This is a genomic window from Microbulbifer sp. SE14 (assembly GCF_059834885.1).
In genome coordinates this window covers 123,483-144,098 of sequence record NZ_JCBAJA010000006.1, presented here as the reverse complement: position 1 = coordinate 144,098, position 20,616 = coordinate 123,483, and the positions used below count along the sequence as shown (strand labels likewise).

General features: G+C 61.9%; 15 protein-coding genes. 9 read left to right on the top strand and 6 right to left on the bottom strand.

Features of this window, described 5'->3' with window-relative positions:
* Entirely contained in the window at positions 1-804 is an 804-nt protein-coding gene (cyoA, locus tag AC6R19_RS06360) for a ubiquinol oxidase subunit II (protein ID WP_500578941.1), read from the bottom strand.
* A gap of 219 nt (positions 805-1,023) precedes the next feature.
* On the bottom strand, positions 1,024-4,182 hold the full coding sequence (putA, locus tag AC6R19_RS06355) for a bifunctional proline dehydrogenase/L-glutamate gamma-semialdehyde dehydrogenase PutA (RefSeq protein ID WP_500578939.1): 3,159 nt from the start codon (positions 4,180-4,182) through the stop codon (positions 1,024-1,026).
* 142 nt (positions 4,183-4,324) lie between these two features.
* On the opposite strand from putA, the gene AC6R19_RS06350 reads away from it, so the two are divergent.
* From AC6R19_RS06350 to AC6R19_RS06320, 7 genes are all read left to right on the top strand, one after another.
* On the top strand, positions 4,325-4,834 hold the full coding sequence (locus AC6R19_RS06350; protein ID WP_500578938.1) for an Lrp/AsnC ligand binding domain-containing protein: 510 nt from the start codon (positions 4,325-4,327) through the stop codon (positions 4,832-4,834).
* Positions 4,835-4,939: 105 nt separating this feature from the next.
* Positions 4,940-5,851 (top strand): DMT family transporter, encoded by a 912-nt coding sequence (locus AC6R19_RS06345; RefSeq protein ID WP_500578936.1) that lies wholly within the window; start codon positions 4,940-4,942, stop codon positions 5,849-5,851.
* A gap of 212 nt (positions 5,852-6,063) precedes the next feature.
* Positions 6,064-7,221, top strand: coding sequence for an acyl-CoA dehydrogenase family protein (locus AC6R19_RS06340; protein WP_500578935.1), 1,158 nt, complete (start codon positions 6,064-6,066; stop codon positions 7,219-7,221).
* A 210-nt stretch (positions 7,222-7,431) separates the two neighbouring features.
* The gene (locus tag AC6R19_RS06335; RefSeq protein WP_500578933.1) at positions 7,432-8,232 is read left to right on the top strand and encodes a transporter; all 801 of its coding nucleotides are present in this window, start codon (positions 7,432-7,434) and stop codon (positions 8,230-8,232) included.
* A gap of 28 nt (positions 8,233-8,260) precedes the next feature.
* A complete protein-coding gene (locus AC6R19_RS06330) occupies positions 8,261-9,553 on the top strand; it encodes an OmpP1/FadL family transporter (RefSeq protein ID WP_500578931.1) in 1,293 nt (430 codons plus the stop codon).
* A gap of 45 nt (positions 9,554-9,598) precedes the next feature.
* Positions 9,599-11,593, top strand: a complete 1,995-nt coding sequence (locus tag AC6R19_RS06325) for an alkyl/aryl-sulfatase (RefSeq protein WP_500578930.1) — start codon at positions 9,599-9,601, stop codon at positions 11,591-11,593.
* Between the two features lie 21 nt (positions 11,594-11,614).
* The gene (locus tag AC6R19_RS06320) at positions 11,615-12,073 is read left to right on the top strand and encodes an OsmC family protein (protein WP_500578929.1); all 459 of its coding nucleotides are present in this window, start codon (positions 11,615-11,617) and stop codon (positions 12,071-12,073) included.
* Between the two features lie 675 nt (positions 12,074-12,748).
* On the opposite strand, the gene AC6R19_RS06315 is transcribed toward AC6R19_RS06320, so the two are convergent.
* The 4 genes from AC6R19_RS06315 to AC6R19_RS06300 form a co-directional block, all read right to left on the bottom strand.
* A complete protein-coding gene (locus tag AC6R19_RS06315; RefSeq protein WP_500578927.1) occupies positions 12,749-13,000 on the bottom strand; it encodes a hypothetical protein in 252 nt (83 codons plus the stop codon).
* Positions 13,001-13,185: 185 nt separating this feature from the next.
* Positions 13,186-14,217, bottom strand: a complete 1,032-nt coding sequence (locus tag AC6R19_RS06310) for a HupE/UreJ family protein (RefSeq protein WP_500578925.1) — start codon at positions 14,215-14,217, stop codon at positions 13,186-13,188.
* Entirely contained in the window at positions 14,214-15,068 is an 855-nt protein-coding gene (locus tag AC6R19_RS06305) for a peptidyl-prolyl cis-trans isomerase (RefSeq protein WP_500578922.1), read from the bottom strand. Before AC6R19_RS06305 ends, AC6R19_RS06310 begins: the two co-directional genes overlap by 4 nt.
* A 305-nt stretch (positions 15,069-15,373) precedes the next feature.
* Positions 15,374-17,401 carry a DUF3604 domain-containing protein gene (locus AC6R19_RS06300; protein ID WP_500578921.1) on the bottom strand — a complete coding sequence of 676 codons (2,028 nt, stop codon included), beginning with the start codon at positions 17,399-17,401 and terminating at the stop codon, positions 15,374-15,376.
* Positions 17,402-17,617: 216 nt separating this feature from the next.
* On the opposite strand from AC6R19_RS06300, the gene AC6R19_RS06295 reads away from it, so the two are divergent.
* The gene (locus tag AC6R19_RS06295) at positions 17,618-18,730 is read left to right on the top strand and encodes a cation diffusion facilitator family transporter (RefSeq protein ID WP_500578919.1); all 1,113 of its coding nucleotides are present in this window, start codon (positions 17,618-17,620) and stop codon (positions 18,728-18,730) included.
* A gap of 153 nt (positions 18,731-18,883) precedes the next feature.
* On the top strand, positions 18,884-20,563 hold the full coding sequence (locus tag AC6R19_RS06290) for an NAD-dependent malic enzyme (protein WP_500578917.1): 1,680 nt from the start codon (positions 18,884-18,886) through the stop codon (positions 20,561-20,563).
* The last annotated feature ends 53 nt before the right edge of the window (positions 20,564-20,616 follow it).

Here is a 20,616-nt window from a genome sequence, read left to right as displayed (position 1 = left end):
TTATTCCGCATGTCCGCTTGCGTATTTTGCGATAACGCCGTCGAACAGCCGCGGCGCGACCCCGGAATAATAGCTGACGGGGTGATCGGTACTGGGCGCGGCCAGTGCCCGGTAGGCGGTGCTGTCCAGTCTCTGCGGCGACTTCCTGGCCCTGGCCACCCAGGCCTCGAATTCCTCCCGGGACAGGGCCCGGGCCCGAAAAAACTGTTCGGGAAAGCCGTCGCCGCTGTACTGCATATTGCGGCCGCGAAAACAGCCGGGCCTGTCGGCGAGCAGGTTGAGGCGCGTCTGCATGCCGGCCATGGCGTAGATCTGCCCGCCCAGGGCGGGAATGAAGAAGGAATTCATCACCGTATCGGAGGTGATCTTCAGGCTGAGGGGCTGGCCGGCGGGAAACGCCAGCTCATTGACCGATGCGATGTCCTGCTCGGGATAGACAAACAGCCACTTCCAGTCCTGGGCGATGGCCTCCACCTCGAGTGGTCGGCTGCCGGCATCCAATTGGCGATAGGGGTCCAGCTCATGGGTCTTGTTCCACATCAGGTAGGCCAGGGTCACCACTATAGCCGCGGGCACCAGCCAGATTACCGCGTCTATTTTTCCGGAATAGAACCAGTCCGGCGCATAGCGCCCCTTCCCTCCGGAGGCGCGGTAGCGCCAGGCAAACAGGAAGGTCATTACAAAGACCGGGACGATCACGATCAGCATGATGAAAACCGCCGTAAACAGCAGGTCGCGCTCGGCCAGTGCGACCGGGCCGGCGGGGTGGAGCAGGGGGGCGGCAATTGGGCTACAGCCATCCATTGGCAATATCGCTCCGGCAATCCGTTAAATGGCTTTCCTCTGCCAAGTAAAGACTTTTTTGCTGCAGTCGTTGGGGATGGCCCGAGTCACAGTCCCGCAAAGGGTTACCGGCATCAAGGCCTTCGCATCGAGATCGCAGTCTTATCTAGGCTCCCCAGGGCGAACACAAGGTTCGCCCTACGGATCGGATCCGGTGCAAGGGGGCTGGGCCCCCCAGGGTTACTGCCCCAGGCTAAACAACTGGGTATTGCCGCCGGTGGCCACGGTGTTGATAGTCTTGGTCTTCTCGTCGGCGAAGCGGAACAGGTAGTGGGGGCCGCCGGCCTTGGGGCCGGTGCCGGACAGGCCCTGGCCGCCGAAGGGGTTCACGCCCACGACCGCACCCACCATATCCCGGTTCACGTAGCAGTTGCCCACGTTGACGCGCTTGAACACCGCGTGGGCGCGGCCTTCGATGCGGGAGTGCAGGCCGAAGGTCAGGCCGTAGCCGGTGGCGTTGATGCGGCGGATCACGTCTTCCAGTTCCTCCGCCTTGAAGCGCACCACGTGCAGGAAGGGGCCGAAGACCTCACGCTGCAGCAGGGAGAAATCCTCTATCTCCACCACCTGCGGGCCGAAGAAGGTGCCTTTGGCCGGCTTTTTCTGCTCGTCGAAGGCGAACAGCGGCTTGGCTTCCTTCTGCATGCGCTCGCGGTGAGCCTCCAGCATGTCCAAGGCCTTCTCGTCGATCACCGGACCTATATCGGTCTCCAATTTGGACGGATCGCCCAGGGTCAGCTCCTCGCAGGCGCCCTTCAGCATGTTCAGCAGGTTGTCCGCGATCACGTCCTGCACGCACAGGATGCGCAGGGCGGAGCAGCGCTGGCCGGCGCTGAGGAAGGCGGACTGGATGACGTCGTCCACCACCTGCTCCGGCAGGGCGGTGGAGTCGACGATCATCACGTTCTGGCCGCCGGTCTCGGCGATCAGCGGGGTGATGGGGCCTTCCTTCACCGCCAGCTGCTGGTTGATCAGGCGCGCGGTCTCGGTGGAGCCGGTGAAGGCCACGCCGGACAGGCGTGGGTCCTCGATCAGCGGTTTGCCCACGGCGGCACCGGTGCCGGTGATCAGGTGCAGTACCTTGGCGGGTACACCGGCCTCGTGCATCAGCTCGATGGCGCGGGCGGCGATCAGCGGGGTCTGCTCCGCCGGCTTGGCCAGCACCGCGTTGCCCGCCGCCAGCGCGGCCACCACCTGGCCGGTGAAGATCGCCAGCGGGAAGTTCCAGGGGCTGATGGCGGCGAAGACGCCGCGGCCGCTCAGGTGCAACTCGTTGCTTTCGCCGGTGGGGCCCGGCAGTTGCTGCGGCTCGCTGAAATGCCTGCGCGCGCCGTTGGCGTAGTAGCGGCAGAAGTCCACCGCCTCGCGCACTTCACTGATGCCGTCGTTCAGGGTGCGGCCGGCCTCCAGGCAGATGAGCGCGGTCAGGTCGTTGGTATGTTTCTCGTACAGGTCGGCGACCTTGTCGAGGATCTTCGCCCGCGCCTCGCCGCCGAGGCGGTCCCAGGCGATCTGCGCTTCGGTGGCGGAGGTGTAGGCGCGGTCGATCAGGTGCTTGTCGGTGTTGGCGGTGTGGCCGACGAGCTCGTTGGTCGCCGGGTTGTGCACCGGCAGGTCCGCCTCGGCCATGACGCCGTCGACGATGGGGCCGCCCCTGAAATGCACGCCGCGCATCTTCTCCACTGCCTCCAACAGCGGTTCCGTGGCAACCGGATCGGTCAGTTCGATGCCGTGTGAATTTTTCCGTGGCAGGGCCTCAGCTCCCATATAGATGTCCTCCGGTACCGGGATTTGCGGGTGGCGATAGGGGTTGCAGGCCTCGCTCTGCTCGAGGGTGTCCTGCACCAGTTCTTCGATCGGGGTCTTCTCGTCCATAAAGCGGTTCACGAACGAGCTGTTGGCGCCGTTCTCCAGCAGGCGGCGCACCAGGTAGGGCAGCAGGTCCTTGTGGGCGCCCACCGGCGCGTAGACGCGCACCGGCACGCTCTTGCCGTGGACCGCTTCCAGTTGCGCGTACAGCAGGTGGCCCATGCCGTGCAGGCGCTGGAACTCATAGTCGTCAGTGTCGCCGGCCAGCTCCAGGATCAGGCCTACGGTGTAGGCGTTGTGGGTGGCGAACTGCGGGTAGATGGCGTCGCGGGCATCCAGCAGCTTCTTCGCGCACACCTGGTAGGACAGGTCGGTGTGGCACTTGCGGGTGTACACCGGGTAGTCGCTCAGGCCCATCTGCTGGGCGTGCTTGATCTCGGTGTCCCAGTAGGCACCCTTCACCAGGCGCACCATCAGCTTGCGGCCGGTGTCGCGGCCGAGCGCGATCAGCCAGTCGGCCACGTGGGGGGCGCGCTTCTGGTAGGCCTGCAGCACGAAACCGAGGCCCTGCCAGTCCTTCAGTTGCGGGTCCCGGGCCAGGGCCTCGAAGATGTCCAGGGAGAGATCCAGGCGCTCCGCCTCTTCGGCGTCGATATTGAGGCCCATGTCGTATTTGGCCGCGGCCACACAGAGGCGTTTCACCTGCGGCAGCAGTTCGTTCATCACCCGCTCGCGCTGCAGCACGCTGTAGCGGGGGTGCAGGGCGGACAGCTTGATGGAGATGCCGTTGGCCTCCACCACGTCGCGCTTATCGTTGTCCTTGCCGATGGCCTCGATGGCCATCATGTAGGCGTCGAAGTAGCGCTCGGCATCCGCCATGGTGCGGGCGCCCTCGCCGAGCATGTCGAAGGAGAAGCGGGTACCGGGCAGGTTCTCCGCCGGGCCGCGCTTCAGGGCCTCCCCGATGGTGCGGCCCAGTACATACTGGCCGCCCATGATCTTCATCGCCTGCATCATGGAGGTACGCACCATCGGCTCGCCCAGGCGGCTGACCAGGCGCTTCATCCACGAAGACGGTTTTTCCGTGATATCCGGGTCCAGCTCGACGATGCTGCCAGTCAGCATCAGGCCCCAGGTGGAGGCGTTCACGAACAGGGAGTCGGACTGGCCACGATGGCTGGCCCAGTTGCCGGAATGCACTTTCTCGGCGATCAGTTTGTCGGCAGTATCCGCATCCGGTACACGGAGCAGGGACTCCGCCAGGCACATCAGCGCCACGCCCTCCTTGTTGGAGAGGCCGAACTGCTGCAGGAAGGCATCCAGGGTGCCGCGCTTGCTGCGGTGCTGGCGGGAGTGGCGCACCAGCTCGCGGGAAGTGTTGAGGATCTTCTTGCGCAGGGCATCGCTGGGGCGCGGGGCGGCCAGCAGCTCGCTGACGCACTGGTTTTCGTCGGCATGCAGATACTCGCGGGCCCGCTGGCGGGCGCTGTGCAACTCTTTGGTGAATTGGCCGGCGAAGTTTGTCGACATATTGTCTCCCGAACTCTGTGGTGTTGGACCAGTATAAAAACCCGGATTATGTGGGAAAGTCCTCAGAATTAATCGCCATATTGCCGCAGGTTGTGGTTAAATATCACGCCTGTTTGCGTGATTACCAGTAGGGTATGTTGCTATGTCTCGACAGTTGGAAGATCTGGACCGTATCGACCGCCAGATACTGCGCATCCTGCAGCGCCACGGGCGCCTGCCGAACGTGGAATTGGCGCGACGGGTAAACCTGAGCCCCACGCCCTGCCTGGAGCGGGTCAAACGCCTGGAGCGCGAGGGCTTTATCCGCGACTATGTGGCGCTGCTGGATCCGCTCAAGGTGCACGCCGGCCTGGTGGTCTACATCCAGGTCACCCTGACCGATACCGCCACCCAGGCCCTGGAGGCCTTCAACCAGCATGTGTCCAGCCTGGAGGAGGTGCAGGAGTGCCATATGGTCGCCGGTGGTTTCGACTATCTGGTGAAGATCCGCATCAAGGACATGCTCGGCTACCGCCGCTTCCTCGGGGAGAAGCTGGCCTCGATACCCGGGGTGCGCGAGACCCACACCTATGTGGTGATCCAGGAGGTCAAGACGGACACCGCCGTGGCGGTGCCGGACCCGGAGCCCAAGGCCAAGGGCGGCAAGCGCTGACAAAAGGGTAGTGTCCGCAGGCTGCCGCCGGAATGCCGGCGTTCGCGCAGGTTGGGCTGAGCTCCGCGAAGCCCGACCACGCGGCTCAATCAGAAGTACCAGCCGATGAGTGAAACCCCGATCGCCGACAACCGCCGCGCCCTGTTGCTGGCCCTGGCGGCGGTGCTCTGTTGGTCCACCGTGGCCAGCGCCTTCAAGCTGTCCCTGCAATACCTGTCGCCGCTGCAGCTGGTGACCATTGCCGCGCTGACATCCAGCGTATTGATGGCCGCGGTGATCAGCTGGCGGCGCAGCTGGAGACTGGTCCCCGACGCCTGGCGGCAGAACCGCCGCTGGTACCTGGCCTTGGGTTTCTGCAATCCCTTCCTCTATTACCTGGTGCTGTTCAACGCCTACGACCTGCTGCCTGCGCAGCAGGCGCAGCCGCTCAACTACAGCTGGGGGATTCTGCTGGCGCTGCTGTCGGTGCCGGTACTGAAGCAGCAGCTGCGCCGCCGCGATCTGGTGGCCGCGCTGGTCTGCTACAGCGGCGTGCTGGTGATCGCCACCCGCGGCGACCTGCTGGGACTACACTTCGATCGACCCCTGGGCGTGGCCCTGGCGCTGTTCAGTACACTGGTCTGGTGCTGCTACTGGCTGCTGAATACGCGCATCGGCGGCAGCGCAGAGATCAACCTGTTGCTCAGTTTCCTGTGTGGCCTGCCGTGGCTGGCGGCGGCGCTAGCAGTGCAGGGCGGCTGGCAGTGGCCACCGCTCGCCGGCTGGTTGGGTGCCGTCTATGTGGGCCTGTTTGAAATGGGTATCGCCTTCCTGCTGTGGCAGGCGGCGATGATGTCTTGCGACAATACCGCGCGCATCAGTAACCTGATTTATCTCTCACCGCCCTTATCCTTGCTATTGATTGCAATTTTGGTCGGCGAGAGGATCCATATGGCAACCATTGCCGGCCTGTTTTTGATTATGCTCGGCGTGGCCATACAGCAGGGGATGTTGCGCAGGTTGATATTCAAGCGATGATGAGAACGCACTGCCGGCTGGTATTTATATGCTTGTCATACCTGCGCAGGCCTGTGCCGGTATGACAGAAGTGTTTTGTAGGAGCGGCCGCTGGCCGCGATCGGTGTCCGGGTTGCCCCATGGTCTGATCGCGGCCAACGGCGGATGGCCGCCCCGCCGCTCCTACAGGAAGAAATTGGCAAATCAGTAAATAAAGAATAAGCAGGTACTCTATGGATTTCGCACTCACCGAAGAACAGCAGATGATCCAGGAAGCGGCGCGCCAGTTTGCCGACAGCGAACTGAAGCCCGTCGCCGGCGAACTGGACAAGACCGGCAACCGCGCACTGCTGCTGGATAAGCTCAAACAGCTGGCCGAGCTGGGCTTTATGGGGATCAATATCGAGCCCGACTTCGGCGGCACCGGCGCCGGCACCATCGCCTTCAGCCTGGCCATCACCGAACTGGCCCGGGGCTGCGCCTCCACCGCGACTACCACTTCCGTCACCAACATGGTGGCCGAAGTCATCCAGGCGGTGGGCAATGACGAGCAGAAAGCCAGATACCTGCCGAAAATCTGCAGCGGAGAGTACGCCGCCGGTTCCTTCTGCCTGACCGAACCCGGCTCCGGCTCCGATGCCGCCGCCATGCGCACCCGCGCGGTGAAAGACGGCGACGAATACATACTGAACGGCAGCAAGCTGTTTATCAGCAGCGCCGAGTTCGCCGGCATCTTCGTGGTCTGGGCGGTGACCGATGCCACGGCGCCGAAGGGCAAGGGCATCTCCTGCTTCCTGGTGGAGGCGGGCGCGCCGGGCCTGGTTATCGGCAAGGCCGAGGAAAAGATGGGGCAGAAGGCGTCTGTCACCAACGAAGTGGCCTTCGAGGACTGCCGCATTCCCGCCGCCAACCTGCTCGGCGAAGAAAACAAGGGTTTCCGCATCGCCGCCGGCGAACTGGCCGGTGGCCGTATCGGCATCGGTTCCCTGGCCCTGGGTATCGGACTGGAGGCGCTGGACTGCGCCCGCGCCTATATCCAGGAGCGTGAGCAGTTCGGCAAGAAACTGGCCCAGTTCCAGGGCCTGCAGTGGCAGCTGGCCGACAAGTACACGGAGATGGAAGCTGCGCGCCTGCTGCTGATGCAGGCCGCCTGGCAGAAGGACGCCGGCATGGCCTTCGGCCCGGCGGCGTCCATGGCCAAGCTCTACGCCAGTGAGAAGGCCAATGAGGCCTGCTATGTGGCCCTGCAGATGCACGGCGGCGTCGGCTATACGCGCGAGTTTCCGCTGGAACGCATGTCCCGGGATGTGCGGATCACCACCATCTATGAAGGCACCAGCGAGATACAGCGGCTGATTATCGCGCGGCACCTGCTGGAAGGTGTGCGCTAGGCTGCTCCCGGTTAAATGCCCTCAAATAAAAAGCCCGGCCACTGCTTGTGACCGGGCTTTTTCCACCCGGTGCAGAGCCCAAAAACAATGTCTGGCGTTTCAGCTAACCGGCCGGCGTCAGCCCACCGCGACAGGGGTCAATAACGGCAATTTCCTTTCTACACTGTACGGAGCGGAAAATTTCCCCCAGTAGAGGTGTGGATTTGCGACATGTGGAGATTCGCGCTGGGATTGCTGTTGTCACTCTGTTGTTCAATCGCTCTTTCACAACAGAGCGGCGCGGACCTGGCCAAACAGTTGGCGAATCCCATCGCCAGCCTGATCAGTGTGCCGTTTCAGGGCAACTGGGATCGGAATGTGGGGCTGTTGGACGACGGTCACCGCTTTACGCTGAACATCCAGCCGGTGGTTCCGATATCGATCAACGGCCAGTGGAACCTGATCAGTCGCACCATTTTGCCGGTGATCGACCAGGAAGATATTTTTCCCGGCAGCGGCAGCCAGATGGGGCTCGGTGATACCACCCAGAGCTTGTTCTTCTCGCCGAAGGAACCTACTGAAAACGGGATTATCTGGGGCGCCGGTCCTGTGCTGCTGATTCCGACGGCGACCGACGACCTGTTGGGCGGCGAGAAATGGGGCGCCGGGCCGACGGTGGTGGCGCTCAAGCAGGCGGGCCCCTGGACAGCCGGTGCGCTGGTCAACCAGATCTGGTCCTTCGCCGGCAGCGACAACCGGCAGGATATCGACCAGACCTTCGTACAGCCCTTTTTCACCTACACGACGCCGACGGCCTGGAGCTTCACCCTGACTTCCGAATCCACCTACAACCGGGAGAATAGCCAGTGGACGGTGCCGGTGGGGCTTTTTGCGGCCAAGGTCTTCAAGATCGGCGAGCAGGCAGTTCAGTTGCAGGCCGGGCCGCGCTACTACGCGGACAGCCCCGCGTCCGGCCCGGAAGGTTGGGGCTTCCGGGTCAATTTTGTGTTGTTGTTCCCGAAAGGGAACTAGTCGGGGCTGCTGGCAAATGGAGTTGACCATGAAACCTCACAAATTCCCTTCCCGAAAACTGGCACTCGCAACAGCGACCGGTTCGCTGCTGTTGGCGCCGCTGGCCAACGCGGGCGGCCTGATGGTGTGGGAAATCGGCACGCCAACGCTGGGCACCGCCGGTGCCGGCTGGGCCGCTATGCCGGAAGATGCGTCTACCGCCTACACGAATCCGGCCGGTACAGTGTGGCGGGAGGACACCGGGATAATGGCATCGGGTCAGTTGCTCTACGGTGACCTGGAATTCAGCGAAGGTGGTGAGAGCAACGTACCCGGTAACGATGGCGGCAACGCGATCGAATGGTTTCCGGGCGGAGGATTCTTTGCCGCCGGGCGCCTGACCGACAGCTTCGGTTGGGGGCTCGCCATGTCCGGCAATTTCGGCGGAGTACTGGACTACGATAACGGCTGGAAAGGGCGCCGCTTCGTGACGGAGACAAGCCTGATCGGTATGAGCCTGCTGCCGTCACTGAGCTGGAAGGCAAACGACTGCCTGTCTTTCGGCCTGGCCCTCAATATCATGGGCGGCTATTATAAATACGAGTCCCGTCCACGCGCCGGTCTGCCGGGTGGCGATGCGCGGCTTAAATACGACGACACCGACATCGGTTTCGGCGGTAACCTCGGTGTCATCTACAGGCCGACCGGGGCCACTACCCTGGGTCTGTCCTACACCTCCCAGGTGGACTGGGAGTTCCGGGACGATCTGCGCCTCTCCGACTTCGGCCCGCTCTTCTCGGAACTGGTAGCGAGGCTCAATGGGGCCCGCACCGATATCGATATGAATGTGCCGCAGACGGTTACCCTCAGCCTGCAGCAGTCCCTTTCTCCGGCGACCACCGTGTATGCAAATTTGAACTGGCAGCAGTGGTCGGACTTCGGCCTGGTCGGCTTTGAAATCGACAATCCTGCGCAGACAAGCGCCACGGTGAACCGCGAATACGACGATACCTGGCATGCCGCCCTGGGTGTGCGGCATCAGTACAGCGCGGGCGCGCTGCAGGGGTGGTCGCTGTCCGTCGGTGTCGCCTACGACCGCAGCATGGAGGACCTCGACTCGCGCACTGCGGACGCGGTTGTCGACAAAACCTGGCGCCTGGGACTGGGCGCCCGCAAGGACCTCTGTCCGGGGTTGCGGCTGGATGTCGGCTACACCCTGGCGTGGGAGGGGGATCCGGATATCGATCAGAGCGGGCTCCCACCGTTCAGCCCGCGCCTGCAGGGCACCTATAAGGATTATTCACTGAACTTTTTTGGGGCATCGCTGCAGTTTGCGCTTTAATTTTATGACCCCCATAAACTGAAAATCATTCAATGAGGTATCCCGATGTCACAGGAGAAAAGATTCCTCTCCCAGTCGTTTTTTGCTTTGACTGCGTCGCTCATCTTCTTTTTCTGTGGCGCTATTGCCCAGGAGCCAAAACCTGCCACTGCCACCACAAAGAATGCCAATGCGGCGGTACTGAAGCTGTTGCCGTTCGAGGAGACCCAGGACTTCAAGGACGTCAAGCGCGGATTTATCGCACCACTGCCCGACAACGGCGTGATCAAGAACGCGAAAGGGGAACCCGTCTGGAATCTGGGCGCTTACGGCTTCGCCCAGGGCAAGGAGGCCCCGGACAGTGTCAATCCCAGTCTGTGGCGACAGCTGCAGCTGCTGTCCGAGGGTGGCCTCTATGAAGTCACGCCGCGTATCTACCAGGTGCGTGGCGCCGACCTTTCCAATATCACCTTTATCGAGGGAGATAAAGGCGTCGTCGTGATGGATCCCCTTATTTCCACGGAGACGGCGAAAGCGGCGCTGGATCTGTACCGCAAGCACCGCGGTGACAAGCCCGTAGTCGGCGTCATCTACACGCACAGCCACGTGGACCACTACGGTGGTGTGCGCGGCGTGGTGGATGAGGAAGACGTTAAAGCCGGTAAGGTCAAGATCATTGCCCCGGAAGGTTTCGTGGAGGAGGCGGTCAGCGAGAACGTCTTTGCCGGCAACCATATGTCACGCCGCGCCACTTTCATGTACGGCAACCTGATTCCGAAAGGCCCCCAGGGGACACTGGGGACAGGTCTCGGGCTGGGCACCTCCCCGGGCACGGTGACATTGATTGAGCCGACCGACACCATCACCAAGGACGGCCAGAAGATTGAGCTCGACGGACTCACCTATGAATTTATCCTGGCGCCGGGCTCCGAGGCGCCCTCGGAAATGCACTTTTACATTCCCGAACTGAAGGCGGTGACCGCGGCGGAAAACTCCAACCATACCCTGCACAACCTCTATACGCTGCGCGGCGCCAAGGTGCGCAACGCACGCGCCTGGTCCGGTTACCTGAACGACACCATCCGGCGCTGGGGAGACAAGTCGGAGGTGCTGTTCGGACCGCACCACTGGCCCACCTGGGGCAACGAGAATGTCATCAACCACCTGAAGAAACAGCGCGATCTGTACAAGTACCTGAACGACCAGACGCTGCGCATGGCCAACCAGGGCTACAACATGGTCGAGACCGCGGAAATGATGCAGTTGCCCCCGGAACTCGCAAACTACTGGGCCAACCGGGGTTACTACGGCAGCGTCAACCACGATACCCGCGCGGTGTGGAACTATTATCTCGGCTTCTTCGACGGCAACCCGGCGCGCCTTTACCCGCTGCCGCCGGCGGAGGCGGGTAAGAAGTATGTCCAATACATGGGCGGCGCGGATAATGTCCTAAAGCAGGCGCGGAAAGACTACGATGCCGGCGACTACCGTTGGGTGGCGCAGGTACTGGACCAGCTGGTTTCCGCCGAGCCCGACAACAAGGCCGCGCGCAACCTGCTCGCCGACGCCCTGGAGCAGATGGGCTACCAGCAGGAAAACGGCCCCTGGCGCAATTTCTTCCTGAGCGGGGCCCAGGAGCTGCGCGAGGGTGTCAAGAAGTTGCCGGCCCCGACCACCGCCAGCCCGGACACCATCCGCAGTATGCCGACCGAGATGTTCTTCGACTTCCTCGGCATTCGCCTGAACGGCCCCAGGGCCGCCGGCAAGAATATCGCCATCAACGTATCGCTGCCGGATGTGCAGGAAAACCACTCCCTGGTATTGGAAAACGGTGTACTCAACTACGGTCCGCCGGTAGATAAACCCCACAGCGCGGTAACCATCAACCGCAGCGACCTGAATGACGTAATCCTCGGCACGGCGACCATGAAAGACAAGATAAATGACGGCTCGGCCAAGGTGACTGGCGACCGGGCACAGTTCGAAACCCTGCTGTCGCTGTTGGATACCTTCGAGTTCTGGTGGAATCTGGTCACGCCCAATCCGCCCCCGAAAAACTGAAAGCCAGGAGAGGTGCGGTCGATGAGCGGCCCGACCCCGACAGTCGTTACGGTAGAGGAAAGCGGCGATGGCAAGTTCACCCAGACCCTGACCTCGGGGCCGCACCACCTGACGGCCGACGAGCCGGAGGATCTCGGCGGCAACAACAAAGGCCCGGGCCCCTATGAATATATCCTGATGGGCCTCGGCGCCTGCACCAGCATCACCGTGCGCATGTACGCCGACCGCAAGGAGATACCGCTGGAGCGGGTCCGGGTGATCCTTTCACACCGGAAGGTCCACGCGAAAGACTGCGAAGACTGTGAAACAAGGGAGGGTAAGATCGACGAGATAGTGCGGGAGATCACCCTGGAAGGGCAGCTCACCGGCGAGCAGCGGCAGAAGCTGCTGGATATCGCCAACCGCTGCCCGGTGCACCGAACCCTGACCTCGGAGATCGTGGTCCGCACCCGTCTGTCATCAGCGACTGCGTCTCCCTGAAGCGGGCATTACTTCATTCCAGGTGGATATTTTATACTGCGTGTCGACATTGATCCTGATCACCACGTAGAGCTCGAGTATGGCAAGGGCGATAACCAGGTTGCTGATGGCATTGATAACCACCTGGGGTATTTCATTATCGCTGTAGAAAATTTTCGAAGTGAAAATGAATTCCGTGAATGTGGAAATGGTCGAAATGAATGTAGCGGCACAAAGAATCAGAGAGAACATGGAAGGCAAGTGCAGAAATGCCAGGCTGAAAGTGACCCTTTTAAGTATCGGTTTTGGCATATTCTCCACACTGCTTGTGCCCGTGTCTTCTGCCGAAAGGCGGATAATTGTTTAATCTCGAAATGGAGAGCCGGAAGAAACAGGCAAAGCCCCGGCGGCTTTCCCTTCGCCATTGATGAAGAAAGCGTAGTTGCCCACGGTTTCTAGGCTGTTGCGGACTCGTAAATTTTTCGTTTCCTTTGCTTTAGTTGGCGGTCTTCCTGGGGCGCACAATGATAGTCGTATCAATGGGTCAGGTTTTCAGATCTGCGATTCGATCGGAAGCAGTGAAAGGAGCCGGGAAAGAATCCGCTGCCATAGGGTGCTGTCGGGATCCTTGCATTTGACAATTGGCTTATTGTCTTCATCGGCTGCATGCCACCTTATTCTTCCGTTGCTGCACAGCTACAGGCGCCAGGCGGAATCCGGTGCCACCCAGGTTTCGAACGGCTGATGTAGTACGGCGGCCTCATCGATCAGTACCGCACGGGCGGCGAAAGCGGACAGCCCTTGGTGCATCAGGTAGAAGCCCGACTCGCCGGTGGCATGGGGGCGGCTTTCCTTCTCGATGCCGCGCGCCAGCCGGGTATTCGCGGTCGGGGCCAGGGCAGCGGAATAGGGACGGTCAACGGCTATGCGCGGTTTCTCCATCGTCACCTCTTTGCCCTGTCTGGGCCGACCTTCAACAAGACGCCTGGCACAAATGACGGCAGTCGATGCCAGCAGTCCTCACTCATCCCGAACAGCTTGATGGCCAGTGCCAGGGTTGGCGAGGCCACTCCATCCAGGCGACCCGGCGCGAGGTAACTTCTCTCAACAGGATTGATTTGTTGGTCCCCGGGTCAATAGGTCACCAGTGACACGGTTCGCTCGATCAGCCACCAGCTCGCGATACCGCCCACCAGATAGGCGATAGAAAGCGTCTCCGACCCGCTGGCCCATCGACCGCCGCCGATTAGTTGTCGGGGCAGTGCGCGCAACATTGTGAAGAGTACGCCGAGCGCTGCGATGAACAGAAGCTGGCCCGCCTCCACGCCGATGTTGAACAGCAGCAGCGCCAGGGGAATCGCCTGCTGGGGAACGCCGATATCTGCCAGGGCGCCGGCGAAACCGAACCCGTGCAATAGGCCGAAGCCAAGGGCCACCAGCCACGGCCTGCGTATCGCGAGGGTGCTGCGGCCGTGGTATTTGTGCAGTATCTCGCTGGCGACAAACAGGATGCTGAGCGCGATGACGGCCTCCACCGGTCCCTGGGGCACCGACACCAGGCCGAGCACCGCGGCGGCCAGGGTGGTGCTGTGGGCGAGTGTAAAGGCGGTAATGGTACCTACCAGTTGCTTCCAGCCGCTGACCAGCAGCATCAGCGCGAGGACAAACAGCAGGTGATCGATGCCGAGAAGGATGTGCTCGATGCCCAGCACAAAATAGGTGGTGGCGATCTCGCCGTTGCCGGCTTTGGCTTCCACTACAAACCACGGCTGCTCCGGCAGGATCCTGGCCATCTGCTCGCGCCCATCCAGCCAGGTGATGTGGGCGAGCACGTCGGTCATGGTTCCCTGCAGACCGGCAATGGTGATAGTACTGCCGGCGAGTCCGCGCTCGCTGCGCAGCTGCCAGCTTTCTGTGTAGAAGCCGCTGGCCAGCCTGCCCGCCGGCGGGGTCAGCGGGGTGGCGTTGTCATCGAGGCGGACATTCAGGGAGAGCCGCATATTTCCCCGAGCGGGGACCCGCCAGGAGACATCGAACATATTGCTTTCGCGTTCGCTGATCTGCAGGTAGGCGGGGCGCAGCTCGTGTGCTGCGGCGCCGGAAGCGAACAGGAAACTGCACAAGAGTGAGACGGTGAACGATAGTAATGGTTGCCATCGAATCATTGCTGTGCCACCTGATCCAGCCGGATGGGTAGGTCTGCGTCCAGGTGCACCTGATAGTTGCTGCGCAGCGCACCGTATTGCGCCTGGAGAATGCGTTTCTGTTCATCTTCCTGCCAGTCCCGCAGCACCTGTGAGCGCACGGCGGAGAAGTCGGCAGCCTGCGCCGGCTCCGCTTTCTCGATCCAGACCAGGTGTTCACCGTAGGCCGATTGCAGCGGGCCCGCCCATCGCCCCTGCGGCAGTGCACCCAGCTGTGCAGAAAACCCCCGGCCAAAAACGCGGTCGATGCGGCCGGCGGGTTCGTCCCGGTAGATCTTCTGTAGCAGGCTGGTGTCACTGAAGTTTTCAACGGGGGCACCGGCCTGTAACTGGTCCAGGGCCGCGCGCGCGCCCTCGCTGTCCGCGGGCCGCGCGTCGCGGGGAAAATGAATCTGGCGGAAGCTGAATCTGGCCGCCTGGCGATACCTGTGTGTGTTGTCGGCGAAATAATCCCGCAGTACTTCCTCTGACGGATCTACTGCATTTATCAGGTCCCGGGCGAGATATTCCATTTTGAGCCGCAGTCGCCGGCGAATCACCGCGTCGTCGCGGTCCAGCCCCAGATTCAGGGCCTCGCGGTACAGCACTTCCTCGCGTATATGGCTTTCCACCAGGCCCCGAAGCTCCTCCGCCGTGGGTGGGCGTTGCCAGCGGCGACCAAACACGGTGGCCAGGTGGTCGATACGGTTCTGGTCGACGACGATTTTATCCTTTTCCACCTCTCCACCCTGGAACAGGGCATTGATGGAGAACAGGATTCCGCCGATAGCGGCGAAGTGTACGATTGGGTCGCGCAGAAATGAAACGTTCATCATCGGATACTTCTTACTACCGGGTCGGAAGCAAAGAATACCCCTCTCCCGGGACACGCTGTGAATACGTCCCTGTACGCTCGTAATCGGCATCCCTGCCTCATACGGTCCCGGGAGAGGGGTATTCTTCCCTTCCGCCTTATTAGTATGTCAATATTTTCCGGGACAGATTCACGACAGCGTAGTCGACGGCGCCTTTCAGGCAAGGTCGGCAAGCCCGGGGATATTCCCGGGCACATGGATCCGCCTTGTTTCGCCGGTAAACTGTCCGGGCTTTTACTGCCATCTTGGGCTGGACCCGGCCGTCATTCCGGCGTGTACCAGATTGGGCTCGAGAAAGCCCGCTCCCGGCCTACCAGGGGCACTTCCTTGTCCATTTCTATGCCGAGACGCACCTTGTCGTACAGGGTCCAGCGAGGTGTGGGGATTTCGAGAACGCGCAGGTAGTAGACTGCCTTTTGGGTTGGGTCGAAGTCGGGGTCCCTGAAGTAGCCGATCAATTGCGGCGCACCTATATCGTTGGTGTACTTGGCGGTTTTCACGTCGACGGTGTTGCCGACATCGGGCAGCTTGTCGCCGGCGTCGGGTTTGCGGTCGCCGGACCATTTGACGTCATAGATTTTCTCGTGGGTCGCGCCTTCTCCGTCGACCCACCCCTTGACTATCTGTAGCCGGTCAAGGTTTGCGCCTTCCGGATCCTTCATCGCCGCGGCGAGGAAGGTGGCCGCCTGGCCCCGTTTGGCGCCGGCCAGCTTGCCGCCCATGGGGACGCCTTTGTCATAGCCGGCGGCGGCCAGGTCGCCGTCGGCATCGGCAGCAGAGAAATCGAAGCCGCCGAAGAAGCGTACGGTCATGCGCGGGCCGGTAGTGGCGAATGTCTCCTTGCGCATCATGGCATCCCAGATGGCCTCGCGGGTATTCTCCTTCGCCCAGACACCCATGATCCCCGAGGCGGCCTGCTCCCAGCCCATTATGTCTCCGTCCTTGCCTTCAAGCAGCGGGAACTTCCAGCGCGCTTTATTGCTCGGTTCCAGAGTTTTGAATTTGCCGAAAAAGTTGTCCTCTTCGACGGTGGACAGGCCTGTATGCGTGTCGGTGGCGGCGTTGGCGCCGTATTGGAAGGGGTTGGTGCCCAGTTCATCCTGCAGGCGCATTCCGGATTTCAGGGCCTCGCGCCAGTACTCGGTCTTTATGGCGCCTTTAGGTTTCGGTACCATGATCAGGTTGCCCTTGTCCCAAAGGTCCCAGTCGGCAAACTCATCCTCCGGTGACAGGGCGGGATGGGACTCGCTCTGGCCTTTTATCTGGGTGACCTCGAATAGCGGCTCATACCTTGCCCGCATCTGCGCCCATTCACTGGTCATCGGCGAGCCGTCGAACTGCTGTTCCTCAAACATGCGGCCGTTGGAGAGGTTGCCGTTGTGGGGAATGGCCAACACCCGGCCGCCGGTCTTCTGCTCGTAGGCCTGCATCCATTCCCACAGCTTCATCGGGTCCTGGGTTTCGAAAGTGGTCAACGGCAGCAGCCTCTTTGTCCTGCCGGCGCCGTCACGGAAGATAACATTGCGGTGCAGGTTGTTGCCGCCATCGGCATTCACTGTCCACTCGAAGGCGATAAATGTGCTGAACTCGCCCGGTTTGTAATACTTCTCCGCCGCCTCGACCGTTTTTTCCCAGGCGGACTTCATCCACTTCGGATCCATCACCACTTCGGGCAGTCTGCCCTCCGCCTGCATGATAATCAGTTCGCTCTTGGCTTTTGCTGCGGCTTCCGCGCTGCCGGAATTCAGCGCGTCGTGCCAGCGCTTCAGCGTCTCATTGGCCATCATCTCCGGGTTGCCGGCGACAAGTTCATTGATGGTGCCCATGCCGTCCGAGTGGTCGGTGATCATAAACCAGTCGTAGGGGCGCTGGAGTTGGGCTTTCAGGCCGGAATTGGATTTCACCGCTTCTCCCAGGGCGAAGCGGTAGGCGTCTTCAGGCGTCAGTATGGCGCCATCCATCCCCGCATCCGCAGACCAGCCGGTGTGCACGTGGCTGTCGCCGAAGTAGACGTTGGTCGGATAGCCGGCGGGCGATGCCGGTTTGCTATCTGCAGCGGAGTCTCGAGCGGGCCTGGCGGCGGGTTCGCCGGCGGAATAGGGGTTGTCTTTGGTGGAGATATCTGCCGGGTCAGGCGTGGCTGTACCGAACTCCTCGCCGATGATCTGTTCGTCCGCAGCTCCACTATCTTCGACAGTGCTTTCTTGATTGTCGCGGTCGCCGCCACAGGCAGTCAGGAGTGCCAGAAATGAGAGCGCTACGGCGAGCGGTGAAAGAGGGGGCCTTTCCATTTTGACTGTTCCTGCGGACACAAGATGGAGGTTATCGTTTGTTTGGGGCTAAGCGCAGTATAGGCAGTTCTGTTTCAGGAGAGTCCGGCCTGGTGTTGGGGAGCACCGCTGACCGCGGCAGTGATCGTTAAAGGATCTAACGTAAAAATACACACTGGCGCAAAACCACAGGTACAATCCACAGGCCGGTAATTCGACGGACTGGAGGGGGAAGCCATGGCACAAGGTTCAAAAAAAGCCGTTCTCTACGCCATCTGCGTCAACGCCATCATCACTGTGCTGAAAGGCCTGGCAGCGTTCGCCACCCATTCGGCGGCGATGATGAACGAGGCGGTGCACAGCCTGATGGACACCCTGAACCAGGTGTTCCTGCTGATCGGCCTGAAGCGGGGCGGCCGGCCGGCGGATCGGGAGTACGCCTTCGGCCACGGCCAGAAGAAATACCTGTGGAACCTGTGGAGTGCCATTGGCCTGTTCTCCATCGGCTGCGGCCTGGGCCTGGCCCACGCCTGGCACGCCTACCACCAGCTGGATGTGATCGAGCGGCCGGCGGCCGTGTCGATCCTGGGGCTGGAGATAGCGCCGATCTGGATATCGGCGGTGGTGCTGTTGATTGCCCTGGTGCTGGAAGGCTATGTGCTGCTGGTGGCGGGCAGGGAATTTGCTGCGCGTATGCGCGCCGCCGGGACGAGGAATCCGCTCCGCTACCTGGGCAATGCGGACGATCCGACCCTGATTGCGGTGCTGCTGGAGGATTCCATCGCAGTCACCGGCGTGATACTCGCCGCTACTGGTATCGCCATGACCCAGGTGACCGGCAACAGGCTGTGGGATATCGGTTTCTCGGTCATCATTGCCGCGATGCTCGGGGTCACGGCCATCTTCCTCGGCAAGATCAACATGCGCTTCCTCACCAGCGTCCGCGACCAGGGTGCCGAGCAGGCCTTCCGGGAGGTCTGCCAGTCGCACCCCGAGATAGAGCGCTTCCACGATGTGCGCTCCGTTATCGTCGATGAGACCCACACCGTCGTGGTGGCCGAGGTGGAACTGCGGGAGGAGCGTCTTGTCGGCGATATGCGCGAACGCATCGATGCCCACGAGCGCGTGCTGCTGTCGCGGGTGCACGGGGAGCGCCTGAATGACAGGGTGCGCGAGTATGCCGAAATCCGCGCGGTGATCCAGGCCACGCTGGAGCGCACCGAGCGGATAATCGATGAACTGGAAACGGAGCTGAAGGGGCGCTGTCCGCGGGTGTTCCACCTGACGGTGGAAGTGGAGGGCATAGCGCCGCCGTCGAAACTGGACACCCCGGAGGCCTTGTTATCTTAGATGGCAATCGATAGTCTTCCGGCCTTTGCCGCCCGGGCACCGGTGCGCCGTGCTGCCTGACCAGGTACAGCTGTTTTGGTCATCAACCCGGCTGTGTGCGCACCGTCTTGCCTGTCGAGCAGCCCCCCCACCGCATCAGATGTAAGCAGGTTTATGAGCAACAAAGACAAGCGCCCACTCTATATTCCCCACGCCGGCCCCTCACTGCTGGAAATGCCCCTGCTCAATAAGGGCAGCGCTTTTACCCTGAAGGAGCGGATCGAGTTCAACCTGGTCGGCCTGCTGCCGAATAATGTCGAATCCATCGAGGAGCAGGTCCGCCGTGCCTACCACCAGTACGAGCAGTGCCGCACGGACCTGGAGCGCCATATTTACCTGCGCGCCATCCAGGACGACAACGAGACGCTCTTCTTTCGCCTGATAGAACAGCACATCGAAGAGATGCTGCCGATCATCTACACGCCCACGGTGGGGGCGGCCTGTGAGGAATTCTCCAATATCTACCGCAACCACCGCGGTCTCTTCGTGTCCTATCCGGACCGCAAGTACATGGACGATATACTGCGTAGCGCCACCAAGGAGAACGTCAAGGTGATCGTCGTCACCGACGGCGAGCGTATCCTCGGCCTCGGCGACCAGGGTATCGGCGGCATGGGCATTCCGATCGGCAAGCTGTCTCTCTACACCGCCTGCGGCGGCATCAGCCCCGCCTACACGCTGCCGGTGATGCTCGATGTGGGCACCAACAACCGCGCGCTGCTGAACGACCCCATGTATATGGGCTGGCGCCACGAGCGTATCTCCCAGGAGGAGTACGACGAGTTCCTGGACGAATTTATCGCCGCGGTGAAGCGCCGCTGGCCGAAAGTGCTGGTGCAGTTCGAGGACTTTGCCCAGACCAATGCCATGCCACTGCTCGCGCGTTACCGCGACCAGCTGTGCTGCTTCAACGACGATATCCAGGGCACTGCTGCCGTCAGCCTGGGCACCATCCTCGCCGCCTGCAAGGCCAGGAAGGAAAAGCTCGGTGACCAGCGCGTGGTGGTGGTCGGCGCCGGCTCCGCCGGCTGTGGTATCGCCGAGCAAATAGTGGCGGCCATGGTGGGGGAGGGCCTGAGCGAAGAGCAGGCCAGGAGCCGCATTTATATGTTCGACCGCTACGGGCTGGTGACGAGCGGGATGAAGGGCCTGCACGACTTCCAGGCCAGGCTGGCCCAGGACCCGGCCAAGCTCAAGGGTGCGGCCGAGTGGGAATTGCCCGAACTGATCCAGCGGGTGAAGCCCGGCATCCTGATCGGCGTATCGGGGCAGGGCGGCCTCTTCACCCGGGACGTGATCGAGGCGCTGCACAAGGGGTGCCCCAGGCCGCTGGTGCTGCCGCTCTCCAATCCCACCTCCCGCGCCGAGGCCACGCCCCAGGAGATCCTCACCTGGACCAAAGGCGAGGCCCTGGTGGCCACCGGCAGCCCCTTCGAACCGGTGGAGCTGAACGGCAGGAAGCACCCGATTGCCCAGTGCAACAACGTCTATATCTTCCCTGGCATCGGCCTCGGCGCCATCGCCGCCGGGGCCCGCCGCATCACCGACAATATGCTGATGGCTGCCTCCAATGCGTTGGCCGAGCAGGCGCCGGTGGTCAGGGAAGGCGAGGGTGCTCTGCTGCCGCCGCTGTCGGAGACCCGCGAGCTGAGCAGGAATATCGCCTTCGCGGTGGGTAAGCAGGCCCAGGAGGACGGCGTGGCGCCGGTGGTCGATGACGAGCGGCTGCTGGCGGCGATAGAGCGCAATTTCTGGACGCCGAGTTATCGTCACTACCGGCGGCGGTCCTTTTAATTCCATTTGCGCCTATTCAATACAGCTGGTGTGGTGGCCGAGCCTCTATTGAT

What these genes read in the sequence shown, in the direction of transcription:
- AC6R19_RS06320 (WP_500578929.1), top strand. Translation starts at nt 11,615, where the DNA reads ATGAGCGGCCCGACCCCGACAGTCGTTACGGTAGAGGAAAGCGGCGAT.
- AC6R19_RS06305 (WP_500578922.1), bottom strand. Translation starts at nt 15,068, where the DNA reads ATGAACGTTTCATTTCTGCGCGACCCAATCGTACACTTCGCCGCTATC.
- AC6R19_RS06345 (WP_500578936.1), top strand. Translation starts at nt 4,940, where the DNA reads ATGAGTGAAACCCCGATCGCCGACAACCGCCGCGCCCTGTTGCTGGCC.
- AC6R19_RS06325 (WP_500578930.1), top strand. Translation starts at nt 9,599, where the DNA reads ATGTCACAGGAGAAAAGATTCCTCTCCCAGTCGTTTTTTGCTTTGACT.
- AC6R19_RS06335 (WP_500578933.1), top strand. Translation starts at nt 7,432, where the DNA reads ATGTGGAGATTCGCGCTGGGATTGCTGTTGTCACTCTGTTGTTCAATC.
- AC6R19_RS06300 (WP_500578921.1), bottom strand. Translation starts at nt 17,401, where the DNA reads ATGGAAAGGCCCCCTCTTTCACCGCTCGCCGTAGCGCTCTCATTTCTG.
- AC6R19_RS06295 (WP_500578919.1), top strand. Translation starts at nt 17,618, where the DNA reads ATGGCACAAGGTTCAAAAAAAGCCGTTCTCTACGCCATCTGCGTCAAC.
- cyoA (WP_500578941.1), bottom strand. Translation starts at nt 804, where the DNA reads ATGGATGGCTGTAGCCCAATTGCCGCCCCCCTGCTCCACCCCGCCGGC.
- AC6R19_RS06290 (WP_500578917.1), top strand. Translation starts at nt 18,884, where the DNA reads ATGAGCAACAAAGACAAGCGCCCACTCTATATTCCCCACGCCGGCCCC.
- AC6R19_RS06330 (WP_500578931.1), top strand. Translation starts at nt 8,261, where the DNA reads ATGAAACCTCACAAATTCCCTTCCCGAAAACTGGCACTCGCAACAGCG.
- AC6R19_RS06310 (WP_500578925.1), bottom strand. Translation starts at nt 14,217, where the DNA reads ATGATTCGATGGCAACCATTACTATCGTTCACCGTCTCACTCTTGTGC.
- AC6R19_RS06350 (WP_500578938.1), top strand. Translation starts at nt 4,325, where the DNA reads ATGTCTCGACAGTTGGAAGATCTGGACCGTATCGACCGCCAGATACTG.
- AC6R19_RS06340 (WP_500578935.1), top strand. Translation starts at nt 6,064, where the DNA reads ATGGATTTCGCACTCACCGAAGAACAGCAGATGATCCAGGAAGCGGCG.
- putA (WP_500578939.1), bottom strand. Translation starts at nt 4,182, where the DNA reads ATGTCGACAAACTTCGCCGGCCAATTCACCAAAGAGTTGCACAGCGCC.